The following is a 16730-nucleotide window of genomic DNA, read 5'->3' on the forward strand; positions in this document are numbered from 1 at the left end:
CCGATGGCACCTCGGACGATCGATCTCGACCGTTACCGGCAGGGTGTGCTGGATGGCTCGCGCGCCTGGATCGCGCGAGCCATCACCCTCGTTGAGTCCACCCGGCCCGACCACCGCGAACTGGCCCAGCGGCTGCTGGTCGACCTGCTGCCGCACTCCGGCCGGGCGGTTCGGGTCGGCATCACCGGCGTGCCCGGCGTGGGCAAGTCGACCTTCATCGAAGCACTCGGCACCATGCTCACCGGCCGCGGCCACCGGGTCGCGGTGCTCGCCGTCGACCCGACCTCCAGCCGCACCGGCGGCTCCATCCTGGGCGACAAGACCCGGATGGAGAAGCTCGCCGTCGACCCGAACGCCTTCGTCCGCCCCTCCCCCACCTCCGGCACGCTGGGCGGGGTGGCCCGCGCCACCCGGGAGTCCATGGTCGTGATGGAGGCCGCCGGTTACGACGTCGTCCTGGTGGAGACGGTGGGCGTCGGGCAGTCGGAGACCACGGTGGCCAACATGGTCGACTCCTTCCTGCTGCTCACCCTGGCCCGAACCGGCGACCAGCTCCAGGGCATCAAGAAGGGCGTCCTGGAACTGGCCGACCTGGTCGCCGTCAACAAGGCGGACGGCCCGCACGAGACCGACGCCCGCGCCGCGGCACGGGAGTTGGCCGGCGCGCTGCGGTTGCTCCAGGCCCCGGACGCGGCCTGGACCCCGCCGGTGCTCACCTGCAGCGGCCGCGACGGCACCGGCCTCGACACCGTGTGGGAACGCCTCGAGCAGCACCGCCGGCTCCTCGACGCCACCGGCTCGCTGACCGCCAAGCGCCGCAGCCAGCAGGTCGACTGGACCTGGGCGATGGTCCACGACCAGCTCCTCGCCCAACTCCGCGAACACCCCGAAGTCCGGCGCATCACACCGGAGTTGGAGCAACAGGTCCGGGACGGCAGGCTGACCGCGACACTGGCCGCCCAGCGCATCCTGGCCGGCTTCCGCGCACTCCCCTGACGCGTTCCTCCGCACGCCGGCCCTCACCACGACGCGCCTCCCCGACGGGGCCCCTCCCCCGGTCCTCGGCGGGGAGGTGCCCCCGGGCGGGCGGTTCGCGTGCGAAGATTCCGCGCCGGGTCACCCGCTCGCAGTCATCCAGCACCCGGCGCCGGTCGGCTGAGGGCGACGCGGGGGTGTTCCGGACGAGGGCTGGCACCGGCGGTGGTCGACCTTCCCGGCGGCCGCGCCGCGGAGTGACCGGGCGCCCGGCGGGGTAGGGCTGCGGGGAACCGTCGGAGCGAGGAGCGGGAGGGCGGGCATGGAGCTGCCGCTGGCCGGGGTCACCGTGGTCGCGCTGGAGCAGGCGGTTGCCGCGCCGTTGGCGACCCGGCACCTGGCCGACCTGGGAGCCCGGGTGGTCAAGGTGGAGCGGCCGGACGGCGGGGACTTCGCGCGGGCCTACGACCACAGCGTGGGCGGTCTGGCCAGCCACTTCGTCTGGTTGAACCGGGGCAAGGAGTCGATCACCCTGGACCTCGGGACGCCGGCCGGCCGGACGGTGCTCGCCGACCTGGTGGCCGGCGCCGACGTCTTCGTGCAGAACCTGTCGCCCGGCGCCGCGGCCCGGCTCGGCTTCGACGCCGGGACGCTGCGGACCCGTCACCCGCGCCTGGTCACGGTGGACCTCTCCGGCTACGGCACCGGCGGCCCGTACCAGGACCGGCGGGCCTACGACATGCTGATCCAGTGCGAGACCGGCCTCGCCTCGGTGACCGGGCCGCCGGACCGGCCGGCCAAGACCGGCGTGCCGACCTCGGACATCGCGGCGGGCATGTACGCGCTGTCGGGCACGCTGGCCGCGCTGGTCGGCCGGGCCAGGACCGGGGTGGGCAGCGCCGTGGAGGTCGCGATGTTCGAGGCGACCGCCGAATGGCTGGGCTACCAGCTGCACCACACCCAGGCGACCGGCCGCACGCCGGAGCGGGCCGGCCTGTCCCACCCGGCGATCGCACCCTACGACGCCTATCCGACCGCCGACGGCCAGGAGGTACTGATCGGCATTCAGAACGACCGGGAGTGGGCCCGGTTCGCCGCGGGATTCCTGAACCGCCCGGAGCTGGCCGACGATCCGCAGTGGGCGACCAACGTGGCCCGGGTACGGCGGCGCCGGCTGGTGGACGCGATGGTGGGTGGGCGGACCGCGACCATGACGGCGGCCGAGGCGCTCCGCCTGCTGGACGAACTGGCCATCGCCTGCGCCCGGTTGAACGACGTCGGCGACCTGCTGCGGCATGCGCAGCTGGCCGCCCGGGACCGCTGGCGGCCGGTGGCCACCCCGGCGGGCGAAGTCCGCGGACTGCTGCCGCCGTTCGGCTTCGCGGGGCTCGAGCTGCCGATGGGCCCGGTGCCGGCGCTGGGTGAGCACACCACGGCCGTGCTGGCCTCGCTCGGTTACCCACCGGCCCGGATCGCCCAACTGCGCACGGCCGGTGCGCTGGGGCCGGCCGACTAGCGGCACGGCGCCCCGGTCACCCGCCGGGGCGGGGACCGGGGCGCGCGGCCCGACCGGGTGCGCTGCCTCAGCTGTCGCGCAGGACCTCGGCCAGGTACATCCCGCAGCTGGCGTTCTGGATGCCGTTGGCCGCGATCCAGTAGCCGGCCGGCGTCGGGGAGTCGGCGCAGGCGGTGATGCCGTTGTAGACGGTGTTCAGCCGGCCGCCCAGGTAGAGGCCACAGGACGCGATCTGGTAGTTGGCGGTGATCACGTAGCCCGCCGGGATCGGCGAGTTGCCGCAGAACTGCATGCCGTTGGAAGCGGTGTTGATGTTGCCGCCCAGGTAGATGCCGCAGGGCCCGAACTGGTAGTTGGCGGTGATCACGTAGCCCGCCGGGATCGGCGAGTTGCCGCAGATCTGGCTGCCGTTGCCCGCGACGTGGAGCACCTCGGCGTACCACTGGGCACAGGTGCTGTTCGGGCCCTCACTGGTGATCACGTACCCGTTGGGGATGGATCCGTTGGAGTTGCCGCAGATCTGGATGCCGTTGTAGACCGTGTTGATCCGGCCGGTCTGGTAGGGGCCGCAGCTGTTGGTGGTGTAGGTCGAGGTGATCACGTACGGGCTGGGAACCGGGCCGTTCTCGCAGATCTGCAGCCCGTTGGACGGGGGCTGGATGGTCTCGGTCAGGTAGCCGCCGGTACAGCTGTTGGTCAGTGTCTCCGAGACGATCACCTGGCCCGGCGGCACCTGGACACTGCCGCAGATGGTGGCGGCCTGCGCGGCACCGGCGAAGAAGACGACCCCACCGGCCACCAGGGTGAGCGCGGACAACAGGCGGGCCAGCCACATACCGATGGACTTCATGCACCTCTCACTTTCTCTCGGCTGAGCGCGACGGTAGCGGCACCGCCCGATCCCCCGCCGCCACCCGTTCGGGGGGCTTGCCCGGGTGCCCGCCGGCCGGCGCCCGCCGCCGGCGGTCAGGGATCCAGCCCGTCCTCGCGGACCCGGCGGGCCAGGTCGGTCTTGGTGTACGTGGGGCGACCCACCCGCTGGTACTTGGCCTTGACCCGGTCCAGGTAGTCCTTGGCGGTGTTCGGGGTGATGCCGGCCCGGCGGGCGGCGGACTTGAGGGTGAGCCCGGAGGCGTAGTCGAGCAGCACCTGGAGTTCGCGCGGGGCGAGTTGGGGCCGCTCGGGCCGGTCGTCGTGCGCGCAGGCGAAGGCCAGCTCGGGCGAGTGCGCGCCGCCGTCGGTGGCGATCTGTCTGATCGCGGTGACCAGGGTGGGCAGGTCGTTGTCCTTCGTGAGGTAGCCGTCGGCGCCGGCGGCCAGGGCCGCGAGGATCCGGTGCCGGTCGGGCACGGTGCTGATCACCAGGACCCGGCTGCCGGCCGCGCGCAGCCGGCGGATGTTGTCGGCCGGGAGCGAGCCGTCCCGCAACACCAGGTCGAGCAGCACCACGGCGGCGGGGTGGGCGCGGGGCCCGCCGGCCGTGTCTGCGAGCAACTCCGGTACCGTGGCCGCGACCGCGACCACTGCCACCTCGGGCTCCTGGCGCAGCCAGCAGCGCATCCCGTCCAACAGCATCCGGTCGTCGTCCACCACCGCGACCGTGATCACGCCGGCCACCGCAGCTCCACACAGGTGCCCTCGCCCGGCGCGCTGTCCACCGCGGCCCGTCCGCCGGCCTCGCGCAACCGGGCGTGCACCGAGCGGCGCAGGCCGAAGCCGGGGTGGGTGCGAGCCGGATCGAAGCCCGTGCCCTGGTCGGCCACGGTGATCCGGATTCCGTCCGCGGTGCCGGTGCCGGTGCCGGTGGCGGTGAGGTGGGCGCGGCGGGTGCCGGCGTGCCGCAGCACGTTGGTGAGCGCCTCACCGGCCGCGGCGGCCAGCGCGCCGGCCACCTCACCGGGGAGCTCGGGCAGCGCCCGGTACTGGGCGGTGACCGTGAGGCCCAGCTCCTCGACGGAACGGACCACCTGCTCCAGGGCCGCGCCGATCTCGGGGCGGCCACCGGGCTCGGTGCCGCGCTGGATCAGCCGGCGCAGGTAGGCGGCGTCGCGGGCGCAGCGCTCGCGTACCGGGGCGGTGTTGGCGTCCACCCCGCCGGCCGCGATCACGGTGAGAGTGGCCAGCACGGTGTCGTGCAGGGCCCGGTGGTGGTCCAGCCGCTCGGCGTACCGGGCCCGTTCGGCCTCGGCGGCCAGCGCGCGCCGGGTGGCGGCGTCGAGCAGCCGGCCCTGGCGGCGCAGGTACCACCAGAAGACCCGGGCGAGCACGGCCGAGGAGGCCAGCGCGTTGAGGTCGCCGGCGAGGACGGCCGGACCCGAGTGAACCATTTGATGCCAGCAGAGATGAACGGCAGCCAGCAGCAGGACCGCGCCGAGCGCCCGGCGCCCGGAGCCGGCGACGGCCGCCGTGGCGCCCGCCGAGCCACCGAGCAGCAGTACCCAGGCGGCCTGGGCCGGGGTTGCCCCGGCGGAGCTCCAGCCGACCGCCGCGAACGGCAGCAGGCAGCCGCTGACCAGCACGTCCAGCCAGACCAGCCGCTCGTCGAGGGCGCCGTCGCGCAGCGCCCGCCCGTGTACCAGGAAGCTGCAGACCACCGCGGCGCCGAGGACCGTCCAGGCCCCGGGCCGGCTCCGCTCGTGCTCGGCGACGGCGAGCAGACCGCCGGTCAGATGGCTCGCCCGGTAGAGGCCGGTGGCCAGGATCAGGAACGACCGGGCTCGCTGGAGCCCCGAGCCGGGAGAAGGCTGCCGATGCACGTCCATACAGTACGACCGGCATCAGCCAGAATAAATCGTTTGCGCGCCACGGCCGAACCGATACGATCGGTCGGGTTCCTGCCCGGCTGGGCTGCCGAGGATCTTCTCGTGAGGGAGGTGCTGACCGATGGTCGCCGCTGTGACGCGGCGCGCTCTCGTCTGCGCGCCCTACGACGCTTCCCCCCATCCCCTGCCTGCCGGCTGACGTTCCGTGCGCTGACGCACCCTCCGGCGGGCCCTCCCGCAGGAGATCACCGCAGTGCCCAAGCACTTCAACGACCACGAGTCCTTCGCCCGCATCCGCACCAAGGGCGGCGGTAGGCGCGGTTTCGACGACGACGCCCACGAGCAGGCGTTCACCGACCACGCCGACCACCAGCCCGACTGGGACGGTGCTGGCGACCTCGTCCCCGGCCAGTCCTCCGACGGCCCGCCGGAGGGCGACCGCTGGTCCATCTGGGACCAGTCCACCCCGACCGAGAAGGGCCCCGAGCCGCGCCCGGACTGGGTGGTGACCGAACTCGCCGCGGTCGACACCGAGTTCGGCATCCTGAAGACCGGCAAGGAGGCGGACGTCTTCCTACTGGAGCGCGCCGTGCCCGGCACCGACCGCCGTACCCTGCTGGCCGCCAAGCGCTACCGCGACGGCCGGCACCGGATGTTCCACCGCGACTCCGGCTACCTGGAGGGTCGCAGCCACAAGGAGTCCCGGGTCAGCCGGGCGATGGCCAAACGGACCGAGTTCGGCAAGCAGGCGATCGCCGGCCAGTGGGCGGCGGCCGAGTTCGCCGCGCTCTGCCGGCTCTGGTCAGCGGGGGTGGCGGTGCCCTACCCGGTGCAGATCCTCGGCACCGAGATCCTGATGGAGTTCATCGGTGACGAGTCCGGTACCGCGGCGCCGCGGCTGGCCCAGGTCCGGCCCGAGGAGGCCGACCTGGCCGACCTCTGGGAGCAACTCGGCGCCGCGCTCGTGTCGTTGGCCCGGGACGGGTACGCGCACGGCGACCTCTCCGCCTACAACATCCTGGTCCACCGGGGCCGGCTGGTGATCATCGACGTGCCGCAGATCGTCGACGTGGTCGCCAATCCGCGCGGACGCGCCTTCCTGGAGCGCGACGTGCGCAACGTCGGTGCCTGGTTCGTCGCCCGCGGTCTGCCCACCGCCCGGGTCGACGAGTTGTCCCGGGAGCTGGCCTTCGAGGCCCGGTTGGACTGAGGCGCCGCCGGCCGGCGGGCCGCCGGGTCGGGCCGCCGCTCCCGTCCCGGCGGCCCGGTCGGTCGGTCCACCACGCCCCGGGGCGGCGGCCGGCTCGGCGCGGTCGGTGCGCTCACCGGAGCTCGTCGTGCCGCGGTCGGTTCTCCCGGCTCGACGGCACCGTGGGTCAGGCCGCCGGTCGCCAGCCCAGCGCGGGTCCGAGCCTGGTGGCGATGTCCGTGAGGATCTGGACGTAGTCGTCGCGGTCGAACGTGAAGGGCGGCGCGAAGGCGACCTCGTCGACCTCGCGGAAGGCCGCGTGGGAGTAGAGCCGTTCGGCGATCTCCGCGGAGCCGCCGACCAGGTCGGGGGCGTACATCAGGCGGGCCGGCCCCTGCGGCGCGGCGGTACGCGGTACCCGCCGGCGTGCGTACTGCGCGTACTTGGCCCGCTGCTCCCGCGTGGCGGTGTCGTGGGATGACCACGAGGCCCTGGGAGACCCGGGCGCGGTCGCCCTCGGGGTGGTGGGCCCGGAACGTCCTGATGTGCGACAACTGGATCTCGGCGAAGTCCTCGGACTCCTCGGCCCTCACCACGCTGCTGGTCAGGAGGTTCATCCCGTGCTCACCGGCCCACCGAGCCGACCGCAGGCTGGCGCCGCCGTACCACAGACGGGCCGCCAGCCCCGGAGCGTGCGGCTGCACCCGCCTCGAGAACACCTCGATGCCCTCGGTCCCGTCGAAGTCGCTGGCCGGCTCGCCGCGGACGAAGTCCAGCAGCCGCCGGACCCGGTCGTAGCCGAAGTCCTCGTTCTCGCCGGTGTCGGGGTAGAGCGCGTTCTTGACCGGTCGTAGTGAGTCGGCGGTCCCACGCTGACACCCGGGTTGAGGCGGCCGCCGGAGAGGATGTCGACCGTCGCCAGGTCCTCGGCCAGCCGCAGCGGGTTCTCCCAGCCCAGAGGTATGACCGCCGTGCCCAGACTGATCCGGCTGGTGCGCTGCGAGGCCGCCGCCAGGACGGCCACCGGGGAGGAGATGCCGTACTGCAGGTGACGATGGCGCACCCAGGCGCTGCCGAAGCCGAGTTGCTCGCCCAGGTCGATGAGGTCGAGCGTCGCCTCGTGACCCCGTCGGGGGTCGTCCTCCTCGGACAGCCCGATCGTCAGGAAGCCCAACTTCCGCAGTGGCTCCGAGGTCGGCGGCACAGCGTTCCTCCATCGTCCGCGCAACGGCCGGGCGCACACCGGGCGGGTGCGCCCGGCAGCCGACTGCAGCCGAGGCGGCGGTCGGCGGGGACGGCGGAGGTCGAAGGTGCCACCGTCAGCCCCCGGCCACCGCGCGCGGGACCCGCCGCGCGGTCAACGGGGCCCCCGTGAATTCCATGACATCTGCGCATACCAGCGGTGCGTGACTTTCGTCGGTCGCATGACTGGAAAGTCCCTGGCGTGGAGCCATGAACGCACCACGCATCGCCCTCGTCACCGGCGCCGACCAGGGCCTGGGCCGCGCACTCGTCGAGGGCCTGGCCGCCCGGACCGACCCGGCCGACCTGGTCCTGCTCACCGGCCGCGACAACCGGCGGGTCGCCGAGGCCACCGCCCAGGTCGCGCACGCATCCGGGACCCGGAGCCGGGTCGAGGGCCGGGGACTCGACGTCACCGACGCCGACGCGGTCGCCGCACTCGCCGCCGAGCTGCGCGAGCGCCACGGCGGGGCCGACATCGTGATCTCCAACGCCGCCGCCCGCCTCGCCCCCGACCGGCCGCAGTCCGAGCAGGCCGACCAGTTCATCGACGTCGCCAACAGCGGCACCCACGCCGTGCTGCGCTCCTTCGCCCCGGTGATGCGGCCCGGCGGACGGTTGATCGTCGTCGCCAGCACCCTGGGCACCCTCGGCCACCTCGATCCCCGCGGGCACGCTTCGACGGCGCGACCCTGGACCAGGGGACGGGCGCCGGGGTCGCCAGTCGCCTACCCTGAGAGAGGGCGACGCCCATGGGCAACACCGTGTACGACCTCATCGCCGAATGAGAATCCGGAGCGGCCGGAACACCTACGGGGATCCGCCGGCAGAGCTCGCACGATTCACGCATGAAGGGTCACGGCCATGAACAGGCTGGACGGCAAGGTCGCCCTCGTCACCGGCGGCAACAGCGGTATCGGATTCGCCATCGCGCGGAGGTTCGTGGAGGAAGGCGCCTTCGTCTTCATCACCGGGCGGCGCCGGCCCGAACTGGACAGGGCGAGGGACGAGATCGGCCGGAACGTCATGGCCGTCCAGGGCGATGTCACCGTCTCCGCCGACCTCGACCGCCTCTTCCGGACCATCGCGGAGGAGAAGGGGCGGATCGACGTCGTCGTCGCCAACTCGGGTCTGGTCAAGCCGCAGGAGTTCGGTCGGATCACCGAGGAGGGCTTCGACCGCACCTTCGATCTCAACGCCCGCGGCACCCTCTTCACGGCCCAGAGAGCGCTGCCGCTGATGGAAGACGGCGGATCGATCATCCTCGTCGGCTCGATCGCCGCCTACCTGGGGATCGAGAAGTACACCACCTACAACGCCACCAAAGCCGCCGTGCGCTCCTACGCCCGCACCTGGACCAAGGAGCTGGGGGACCGCGGCATCCGGGTCAACACCCTCAGTCCCGGCCCGATCGACACCCCGATCATGGACAGCCAGGCAGACTCCAAGGAAGCCGCCGACGCGATCAGGGAGGCCTTCGCATCGGCCATCCCCCTCGGGCGCATGGGACGCCCCGAGGAAGTCGCCGCTGCCGCCCTCTTCCTCGCATCCGACGAGAGCAGCTTCTGCGCGGGCATGGACCTGTGCGTCGACGGTGGCATGGGCCAGGTCTGAGGCCGGGGCCCGGCGGAGCCGGGAATCCCGGCTCCGCCCGACATCCGCGACGCGCCGGCGCGTGCCCGGCGTTCAGGCCGACATGGCCTGCGCCCCGAGGTCGGCATCCTCCGCGCAGGCCGCGGCCAGGTCGTCGAGTGACAGCCCCAGGGCGTGGGCCAGGGCTGCCACGGTGAAGAAGGCCGGAGTCGGGGCCCGGCCGGTCTCGATCTTGCGGAGCGTTTCCGCGGACACCCCAGCCGCTGCCGCCACGTCCACCATGCTGCGATCGCCGCGGGCCTGGCGGAGCAGGGCGCCGAAGCGCTCTCCGCGTCGCCGCTCCTGCGGACTCAAGGGAACTCTCACCATGCCCGTGATACTAATACCGGTATAGATATTGGGTGGTATCGCATCGCAGGGAGTCCTGACACATGGTGGAGATCAAGACCGACACGGCGCTGGAGACGATGCGGGAAGCCGGACGCATCGTGGCCAACGCACTCGCGGCCGTCCGCGCGGCGGCAGCCGTGGGAGTGCGCCTGCGCGAGCTCGACGAAGCCGCCCGGGCCGTTCTGACCACGGCCGGGGCACGCTCTCCGTTCCTGGGCTACCGGCCCTCCTTCGCCCCGGTCCCCTTCCCCGCCGTGATCTGCGCCTCCGTGAACGACGCCGTCGCGCACGGCATCCCCGACGGTTACCGCCTGCGCGACGGCGACCTGGTCAGCATCGACTGCGGAGCCGAGCTCGACGGCTGGACCGGCGATGCCGCGATCAGCTTCACCGTCGGCACCCCTCGCCCCGCCGACCTCGAACTCATCGCCGCCACCCAGCGGGCCCTGGACGCCGGCATCGCCGCCGCCACCGTCGGCCACCGCATCGGAGACATCTCCCATGCCATCAGCACGGTCGCCCGCAAGGCCGACTGCGGCATGCCGGCCGACTTCGGCGGCCACGGCATCGGCCGCCGGATGCACGAGGCCCCCCACCTCCCCAACCACGGACGACCCGGCCGCGGGTTCCCCCTGCGCCACGGCCTCACCCTCGCCGTCGAACCCATGCTCATGGCCGGAGGACGCAACGACTACCGCACCGACCGCGACGGATGGACCCTGCGCACGATCGACGGCAGCCGGGCCGCCCACATCGAACACACCATCGCCATCACCGAGGACGGCCCCCGGATCCTCACCCTGCCCTGACCTCGGATCCGCTCGCCCCCGGTGACTGGACGACATCGGCCACCTCGGTAGGCACGGACCAGCGGTCACCGCCTCCCGGCGCGGAGCTCCGCCCCGTCGGGAGTGCGGACGTGCTGGGCGAGGAAGAGGGCCGCGCGGTCCAGCGCCTGGTCGGCCTCGTCGAGGACACCGGCGAAGGCCTGGAACACATGGGGCACGTCGGCGGTGACGTCGAGGATCACGTCCACTCCGGCGGACCGGGCCCGGGCGGCGATGCGGGTGGAGTCGTCCAGGAGCACCTCGTTCGCGCCCGCCTGGACGAGCATCGGCGGGAAACCGGTCAGGTCGGCGAGGACGGCCGGGCTGAGCATGGGCTGGTGCGGATCGGCTCCGGCGAGGTACATGGCTCCGGTGTGCTCCAGGCTCTCGCGGGTGAAGAACGGGTCGACGCCCGCCTTGCCGTCCATGCTCTCCCCCGTCCGGGTGGCGTCCAGGCCGGGGGAGAACGCCGCGATGGCGGCGGGCAGCGGGAGGCCGGCGTCGCGGGCGGCGAGGCAGGTGGTGACGGAGAGGCCGCCACCGGCGGAGTCCCCGGCGAACGCGATGGCCGAGGGGTCCTCACCGCTGTCGAGCAGGGCGCGGTAGGCGCTCAGGGCGTCTTCGATCGCGGCCGGGAACGGGTGCTCGGGGGCGAGCCGGTAGTCCAGCGAGTACGACCCGAAGCCGGTCCTGGCCACGAGGTGCCCCGTCAGCGACAGCGCGGTCTCCGGGGAGCCGCACACGTAGCCGCCGCCGTGGAAGTACAGGATCGTCCCGGTGCGCGGGCCGTCGTCCGGCTCGACGCGCAGTGCGGGTCGGTCGCCGAGCTTCGTCCGCGTGGTGCGGATGGCGTCGGGCACGATCATCTGGGCCATCAACGCCTTGAACCCGGCTCGGATCGCCTCGACCGACCGGGGGCCCTCGGGCCGGGGCTGCCGCAGCATCACGTCGATCCGGGCGCGCTGTTCCTTGCTCATGCGGGTGCTCCCGTCGTAAGTACCTTCCACTACACTATATGCCGTGGCATCTAAATCAAGTGGCGATCCCGTCGACCTCCCGCGCTTCTTCGCCGACCTCGTCCGCTGTGAGACGCGTCTGTACAACGCGCTCAACGACCGACTTCGCGAGCGGCACGGGATCGTCACGTCGCAGTTCGAGTTCCTGCGCCACCTCCGTGACCACCCCGGGTCCCGGGTGGCGGACCTGGCCGCCGAGTTCGCCGTCGGCATCGGGGCCACCAGCAAGGGCGTCGACCGCCTGGAACGGCAGGGATGGGTGGCCCGCCGGCCGAATCCGGCGGACCGCCGGTCGTCGCTGCTGGTCCTGACCGACGACGGCCTGCGGTTGGTCGACACGGCGGAAGGGACCTTCACCGAGCGGCTGGCCGAGCTGATCACCGGCGCACTCGAGGCGTCCCCGGTGACGGCCACCGCTCAGGCCCTCTCCGAGCTGCGCTCCTCCCTGGAACGCGACCAGATCGGCACGCCCACGGGCTGACGCGGTCACCCGACCCGGCCGGCACGGCCGGGGTCATCAGCTTGATCTCAGGCGGCCCCGGCGCCCGTCGCCAGATCGGTGGCACAGTACCGGCATTTGCGAGCATCCGCCGGCAGGTCCTCGGACCGGCAGGCCGGGCACGTCTTCACCGGCGTCGGGTCGCTGAACAGCGTGACTCCGCGGCGGGCCTGGACGTGCTTGTACGGGACGACGATGAGGAAGTAGACGACCGCGATGAAGATGAGGAAGTAGACGAGCGCCGAGACGAAGGCACCGATGTTCACGTAGGTGGCGGTGTTGCCGGGCTCACCGAGCTGGACTCCGAGAGCGACGGACCTTCCGCCCTGCGCTCTGGTGATGATCGGGTTGATGATGCTGTCGGTGAACGCCTTGATGAGGGTGCTGAAGGCCAGTGCGATGATCAGCCCCACGGCCACGACGACGACGTCGCCGCGCATCATGAAGTTCTTGAAGCCCTTCAGCATGCCGTTCTCCTTGGATGGTTTCACCAAGGCCAGCTGATGTGATCGTCATTGGCGCCGCAAGTTCTGTGGTCTGGAAGGGTGATGTCGGCCTTGGAGCGGGCAGGGAGGCCGCCGGGCTCGCGCACGGTCCTGCCGGTGGCTACGGCGGGGCCACGGCGGGCGGCTGCCCGGCGCGCCGGGCGCCAAGTTTCCCGACGGCGGGTGGGTGGCTGGTTCCGGCCTCGGAGGATCTGACCCGGTGACCCCTTGGCCCCCGACCGATGTGCTCAGGCCAGCTCGAGCGGGAGCGACTTGATGCCGTTGATGAAGTTGGAGACCAGGCGACGCGGCGGTCCGGCGAGGTCGAGGGCCGGCAGGAGGATCGCGGCCTCCCGGTAGAGCGCCGCGAGCTGGATCTGGGCGAAGCGGGCGCCGAGGCACCGGTGGGGGCCGGTACCGAAGGAGAGGTGAGGGTTCGGGTCGCGGCCGAGGTCGAGGCGGTGGGGGTCGGTGAAGACCGCGGCGTCGAAGTTGGCGGAGGCGTGGAAGACGACGACCTTGTCGCCCGCGCGGATGGCCACCCCCGCGAGGTGCGTGTCGCGGGCGGCGGTGCGACGGAAGCTGAGGACGGGCGGGTGCCAGCGCAGCAGCTCCTCGACGGCCGGGGCGAGCGGCACCGCGCCGTCGCGCAGACCGCGGTACGCGTCCGGGTGCCGGGCGAGCGCGAGCAGGCCGCCGGGGGCAGCGCTGCGGACCGTGTCGTTCCCGGCGACGGTGAGGAGGAAGAAGAACATCTCCAGCTCCGCGTCCCCCAGCGGCGCGCCGCCCGAACCGCCCGGGTTCCCGGACGCGTGTGCCTGGGCGAGGCTGGTCATGATGTCGTCCCCCGGGTGGCGCAGCTTGTGGCGGGCCAGATCGCGCGCGTAGGCGAACATCTCGGCGAGCCGTGCCGGGGACCGCGGATCGACGGGCGTGCCGTCCGCCCCCAGCACCGGCGCCGCGGGCGCCTCGTCCGGGTCCTGGTACCCGATCACCTGGCGGGTCCAGTCGAGCAGCAGGCCGCGGTCGCTGTGCGGGACTCCGAGCAGGTCGGCCAGGTTGAGCAGGGCGAAGTCGTCGGTGACCGTGGCGACCACGTCGACGCTGCCGTCGCCATCGCGGGCGGCCCCGCGCGCCGCGTGGAGGAGCGCGGCGGCGCGGGCCCGCGCCGTGGCCGCGAAGCGCTCCATGCGGCTGGGCGCGAAGGTGGCGGAGACCAGCGTGCGCAGCCGGGAGTGCTGGGGCGGGTCCTGGTTGAGCATCACCGAGCGGATGAACGGCAGGTCGGCCGGGTCCGGGTCGCGGATCTGGGTGGCGCCCAGGTGCGAGGAGAAGAGGGTGGCGTCCCTGAGGACGCGGGCGACGTCGCGGTGGCGGGTCACCGCCCAGAAGCCCGGGCCGCCCGGCCAGCCCAGCAGCGCGGGTTCGGGCTGCCAGGCGACGGGGTGCCGCTCTCGCAGTTCGCGGAAGGAGTCGTGGGGGATGCCGTGGGCGTACCGGCGGGGATCGAAGACCTCCGGCGGTACGCCCACGGCGGCGGGGTCACTCACGCGGAGCGCTCCCCCGCGTCGTCCGCACGCAGGAAATCCTCCACGGCGGCGATGAGTTGCAGCGGCGTCTCCTCCACCGGGTAGTGGCCCGCGGAGGGCAGCTCCACCAGGTCGGCGTGGGGGTACCAGCGCAGCCAGGTGCCGCGCATGACGTCGGCGTTCAGGGCCGGGTCCAGCGCGCCGACGACGACCCGCACGGGGAGCGGACTGCCCTCGATCTCCTCGTGGAAGTCCTCGCCGGCCCAGGAGTCCAGCCAGGCCCGGAAGGCCTTGGCGTCGCTGCGCTCCAGTGACTGCGCCACCATCCGGTCGAGCCAGGCCGCCGGGCGTACGCCACCGGTGGTGTAGTCGATGATGGCGCGCCGGTTCTGGGGGATCTCGGCCGCACCGGAGAAGAGTTCCCACTGCTCGGGCGGCATCGCGAAACCACCGGCCGGCACCGGGTTGAGCCCGACCAGGCGCCTCACCCGCTCGGGCGCCGCGGCGAGCGCCCGCTGCACGACGCACGCGCCCATGGAGTGGCCGATCAGTGAGTACCGCTCCCACCCCAACGCGTTCGCGAGGGCGACCACGTCCGCGCCGGCCTCGCGCGTGGTGTAGGAGCCGGACGTGTCCTTGGCCTCGCCGTAGCCGCGCAGGTCGACGAAGGCGTAGCTGAAGGAGTCGAGGTCGAGGTCCGGCAACAGGCGCTCGTAGGAGGTGCGGTCGCCGAACCACCCGTGCACGGCGATGACGTGGTGGGCGCCGTTGCCGATGAGGGTGTGCGGGAGGGACAGAGCAGGCACGTCGACTCCGATCCGATCGTTCGTCAGAACACCCTGGCGGCAGGGCCGTCATCACCTTGCCGGTTCGCGGGGCGCGGCGGCAAGACAGCAGGGCGGACAGGACGGGACGGGCACGAGCCGCCCTCGGCCCGACCGGGCGGCCCCGGCGGCCCGGGCCCGCGTCGTCAGGCGGTGTAGCGCAGCGAACCGGGCGTGGTGAGCACCCGCCCGGTCTCCAGCCAGGTCTTCAGCCCGGAGAGGATCATCGGCCAGCCGCCGTACAGCTCCGGGTTCGCGTTCTCTCGCAGGTGGTCATGGGTGAGGGTGAGCCGGCAGGAGTCGACGACCGACTCGATCTCCCAGCTGACCCGGGAATTGCCCTCAGCGCGCACCTGCTCGCTCCAGAGCGCGACGAAGCTCTGCACCAATCTCCAAGGCGGGTCGACCTCGATGTTCTCGCCCTCGGCCAGCAGCCCGGGCGTGATCGGCGAGCTGAGCTCCCAACGCCCGCCGACCGTCCAGTCGGAACGGACCTCGGCGCCGAAGGTGTACTTACCACGGATCTCGGGATCGGTGATCGCCGTCCACAGGCGCTCCGGGCTGGTGCTGATGTACAGCTCGTAAACCTTCTCCATGGCACTCTCCCGTCCTGCCGGCCCGCGCCCCGGGCCGGCGGCCGCTCGGCCGCCGGCCCTTCCATTGCACCTCGTGACCCGCCCCCGGGCAGGTCGAGCTGTCGCACCCCCGCGAGACTGCCGCACCCTTCCGGAACCTGCGGAACCTGGCGCTCGGAACGCCACACCCGTCACACCGGGCTCTCAGCGGAAACCATGTCCGCTCGCCGCCGGGCGCACCGGGCGTCCGCCGTCGCTCGCACCCTGGCGCTCACCGCCGGTGCCGCCACTCTGCTCACCGTCTGTGCCCCGAGCGACACCGCCCGCCGCGTCCACTCCCGGTGGCGAACCGCGCACCGACCGGCACCGGGACCGCGGTGACACCGACCACCACGAAGCAACGACCTCGGCGCGGTTCCGGCTCGCGTCGAGGAGAGACCGGTCCGGGTCTCGCCAGGAGCGGTGTTCACGCGTATCGCCGGAGAGAACCTGGGGGCCCGCGCCCGATGTCCGGACGGCCGCCGCGCTGGAGCATCGGCGGTGCGGGCGGATCGGCCCGCCCGTGGGTGGCCTCGCCCCCGTCCTCGAGACCAGGACCTGGATCACGATCAAGCCGCTCAGCCAGTTGCGCACCCGCTTCGCCGCGACGCTCGCCGCCGGGGCCCTCGCCCTCGTGGGGACGGTGGCCCTCACCCCGGAGTCGCCCAGGCGGCCCCGACCCTCACCGCGACGTACTGCAGCAACAGCAACAGCCCCGCCCCGCACTACCTGCTGCCCGGTCAGTCCATGGGAGCCGTGAGCTACGTCTGCTCGGGCGACTACATGTTCGCCAGCCAGAACGACGGCAACTTCGTCATCTCCGACAACGCCGGCACAGCGGTGTGGGCGTCCGGGACCAACACCGGGTCGCCGAACGTCCTCACCATGGCGACCAACGGCAACCTCATCATCACCAACAGCGCCGACTACCTCCAGTGGGAGACCGGCACCGGCTGGACCGGCCATCGGAACTACGGCGCCTACGTGTGCTTCCGGGGCGACGGCAACATGGTTCTCTACGCACCCGACGGCGGGAACCACACCTGCTCCGGCGCCGCCCTGTGGGCCAGCGGCACCTGACAGGACCGCGCTGCGGTGCGAGATCATGACGCACCGTCACTTGCGAAGGCCCCGCGCGCCCTTGAGCTGGACGCGCGGGGCCGAACGGTGGATCAGAAGCCGGCCCAGAGGCCGTTGCCGGGGAGCATCTGGGTGCCGCCGCTGACGTGGCCCGCACCGTCACCGGGATAGAACTTGAGGTTGTTGTCG

16 protein-coding genes and 2 pseudogenes are annotated in these 16730 nt (G+C 72.7%); 8 read left to right on the forward strand and 10 right to left on the reverse strand.

The window, feature by feature from the left end; genetic code table 11:
• The first annotated feature begins 3 nt into the window (after window positions 1-3).
• On the forward strand, window positions 4-996 hold the full coding sequence (meaB, locus tag ACZ38L_RS21700) for a methylmalonyl Co-A mutase-associated GTPase MeaB (RefSeq protein WP_465695970.1): 993 nt from the start codon (window positions 4-6) through the stop codon (window positions 994-996).
• A 301-nt stretch (window positions 997-1297) separates the two neighbouring features.
• Entirely contained in the window at window positions 1298-2491 is a 1194-nt protein-coding gene (locus ACZ38L_RS21705; protein ID WP_465695974.1) for a CaiB/BaiF CoA transferase family protein, read from the forward strand.
• A gap of 67 nt (window positions 2492-2558) precedes the next feature.
• On the opposite strand, the gene ACZ38L_RS21710 is transcribed toward ACZ38L_RS21705, so the two are convergent.
• The 3 genes from ACZ38L_RS21710 to ACZ38L_RS21720 all read right to left on the reverse strand — a co-directional run bounded on the left by ACZ38L_RS21710 (window position 2559) and on the right by ACZ38L_RS21720 (window position 5247).
• On the reverse strand, window positions 2559-3341 hold the full coding sequence (locus ACZ38L_RS21710; protein ID WP_465695977.1) for a hypothetical protein: 783 nt from the start codon (window positions 3339-3341) through the stop codon (window positions 2559-2561).
• A 116-nt stretch (window positions 3342-3457) separates the two neighbouring features.
• Window positions 3458-4108: a response regulator gene (locus tag ACZ38L_RS21715; protein WP_465695980.1), complete on the reverse strand. Its 651-nt coding sequence runs from the start codon at window positions 4106-4108 to the stop codon at window positions 3458-3460.
• Window positions 4096-5247, reverse strand: a complete 1152-nt coding sequence (locus ACZ38L_RS21720) for a sensor histidine kinase (protein ID WP_465695984.1) — start codon at window positions 5245-5247, stop codon at window positions 4096-4098. Before ACZ38L_RS21720 ends, ACZ38L_RS21715 begins: the two co-directional genes overlap by 13 nt.
• Before the next feature lie 259 nt (window positions 5248-5506).
• On the opposite strand from ACZ38L_RS21720, the gene ACZ38L_RS21725 reads away from it, so the two are divergent.
• Entirely contained in the window at window positions 5507-6463 is a 957-nt protein-coding gene (locus tag ACZ38L_RS21725) for a serine protein kinase RIO (RefSeq protein WP_465695988.1), read from the forward strand.
• A gap of 166 nt (window positions 6464-6629) precedes the next feature.
• Here the strand turns inward: ACZ38L_RS21725 and ACZ38L_RS21730 are convergent.
• Window positions 6630-7646, reverse strand: a pseudogene (locus tag ACZ38L_RS21730) (LLM class flavin-dependent oxidoreductase).
• A 248-nt stretch (window positions 7647-7894) separates the two neighbouring features.
• Here ACZ38L_RS21730 and ACZ38L_RS21735 point away from each other — a divergent pair.
• Together ACZ38L_RS21735 and ACZ38L_RS21740 are read left to right on the forward strand one after the other, a co-directional pair.
• Window positions 7895-8385: pseudogene (locus tag ACZ38L_RS21735) on the forward strand (SDR family NAD(P)-dependent oxidoreductase); the annotation flags it as partial.
• Between the two features lie 163 nt (window positions 8386-8548).
• The gene (locus ACZ38L_RS21740; protein ID WP_396562882.1) at window positions 8549-9298 is read left to right on the forward strand and encodes an SDR family NAD(P)-dependent oxidoreductase; all 750 of its coding nucleotides are present in this window, start codon (window positions 8549-8551) and stop codon (window positions 9296-9298) included.
• Window positions 9299-9370: 72 nt separating this feature from the next.
• On the opposite strand, the gene ACZ38L_RS21745 is transcribed toward ACZ38L_RS21740, so the two are convergent.
• Complete coding sequence (locus ACZ38L_RS21745; protein WP_465695994.1) at window positions 9371-9646, reverse strand: helix-turn-helix domain-containing protein; 276 nt, start codon at window positions 9644-9646, stop codon at window positions 9371-9373.
• Window positions 9647-9708: 62 nt separating this feature from the next.
• On the opposite strand from ACZ38L_RS21745, the gene map reads away from it, so the two are divergent.
• Entirely contained in the window at window positions 9709-10476 is a 768-nt protein-coding gene (gene map / locus ACZ38L_RS21750; RefSeq protein ID WP_465695998.1) for a type I methionyl aminopeptidase, read from the forward strand.
• A gap of 65 nt (window positions 10477-10541) precedes the next feature.
• On the opposite strand, the gene ACZ38L_RS21755 is transcribed toward map, so the two are convergent.
• Entirely contained in the window at window positions 10542-11471 is a 930-nt protein-coding gene (locus ACZ38L_RS21755) for an alpha/beta hydrolase (RefSeq protein WP_465696002.1), read from the reverse strand.
• Window positions 11472-11514: 43 nt separating this feature from the next.
• On the opposite strand from ACZ38L_RS21755, the gene ACZ38L_RS21760 reads away from it, so the two are divergent.
• Complete coding sequence (locus tag ACZ38L_RS21760) at window positions 11515-11991, forward strand: MarR family winged helix-turn-helix transcriptional regulator (protein WP_465696006.1); 477 nt, start codon at window positions 11515-11517, stop codon at window positions 11989-11991.
• Window positions 11992-12038: 47 nt separating this feature from the next.
• Here the strand turns inward: ACZ38L_RS21760 and ACZ38L_RS21765 are convergent, their stop codons facing one another.
• The 4 genes from ACZ38L_RS21765 to ACZ38L_RS21780 form a co-directional block, all read right to left on the reverse strand.
• Window positions 12039-12476, reverse strand: coding sequence for an MscL family protein (locus ACZ38L_RS21765; RefSeq protein ID WP_465696008.1), 438 nt, complete (start codon window positions 12474-12476; stop codon window positions 12039-12041).
• A 266-nt stretch (window positions 12477-12742) separates the two neighbouring features.
• Window positions 12743-14044, reverse strand: coding sequence for a cytochrome P450 (locus tag ACZ38L_RS21770; RefSeq protein ID WP_465696011.1), 1302 nt, complete (start codon window positions 14042-14044; stop codon window positions 12743-12745).
• Window positions 14041-14829 (reverse strand): alpha/beta fold hydrolase, encoded by a 789-nt coding sequence (locus ACZ38L_RS21775; RefSeq protein ID WP_465696013.1) that lies wholly within the window; start codon window positions 14827-14829, stop codon window positions 14041-14043. The genes ACZ38L_RS21770 and ACZ38L_RS21775 overlap by 4 nt, the downstream gene beginning before the upstream one ends.
• 164 nt (window positions 14830-14993) lie before the next feature.
• A complete protein-coding gene (locus ACZ38L_RS21780; RefSeq protein ID WP_396562898.1) occupies window positions 14994-15443 on the reverse strand; it encodes an SRPBCC family protein in 450 nt (149 codons plus the stop codon).
• Window positions 15444-16208: 765 nt separating this feature from the next.
• Here ACZ38L_RS21780 and ACZ38L_RS21785 point away from each other — a divergent pair.
• Window positions 16209-16541 carry a hypothetical protein gene (locus ACZ38L_RS21785; protein WP_465696016.1) on the forward strand — a complete coding sequence of 111 codons (333 nt, stop codon included), beginning with the start codon at window positions 16209-16211 and terminating at the stop codon, window positions 16539-16541.
• Window positions 16542-16730 lie beyond the last annotated feature (189 nt).

The sequence above is a fragment of the Kitasatospora sp. NPDC024654 genome, from assembly GCF_055559155.1.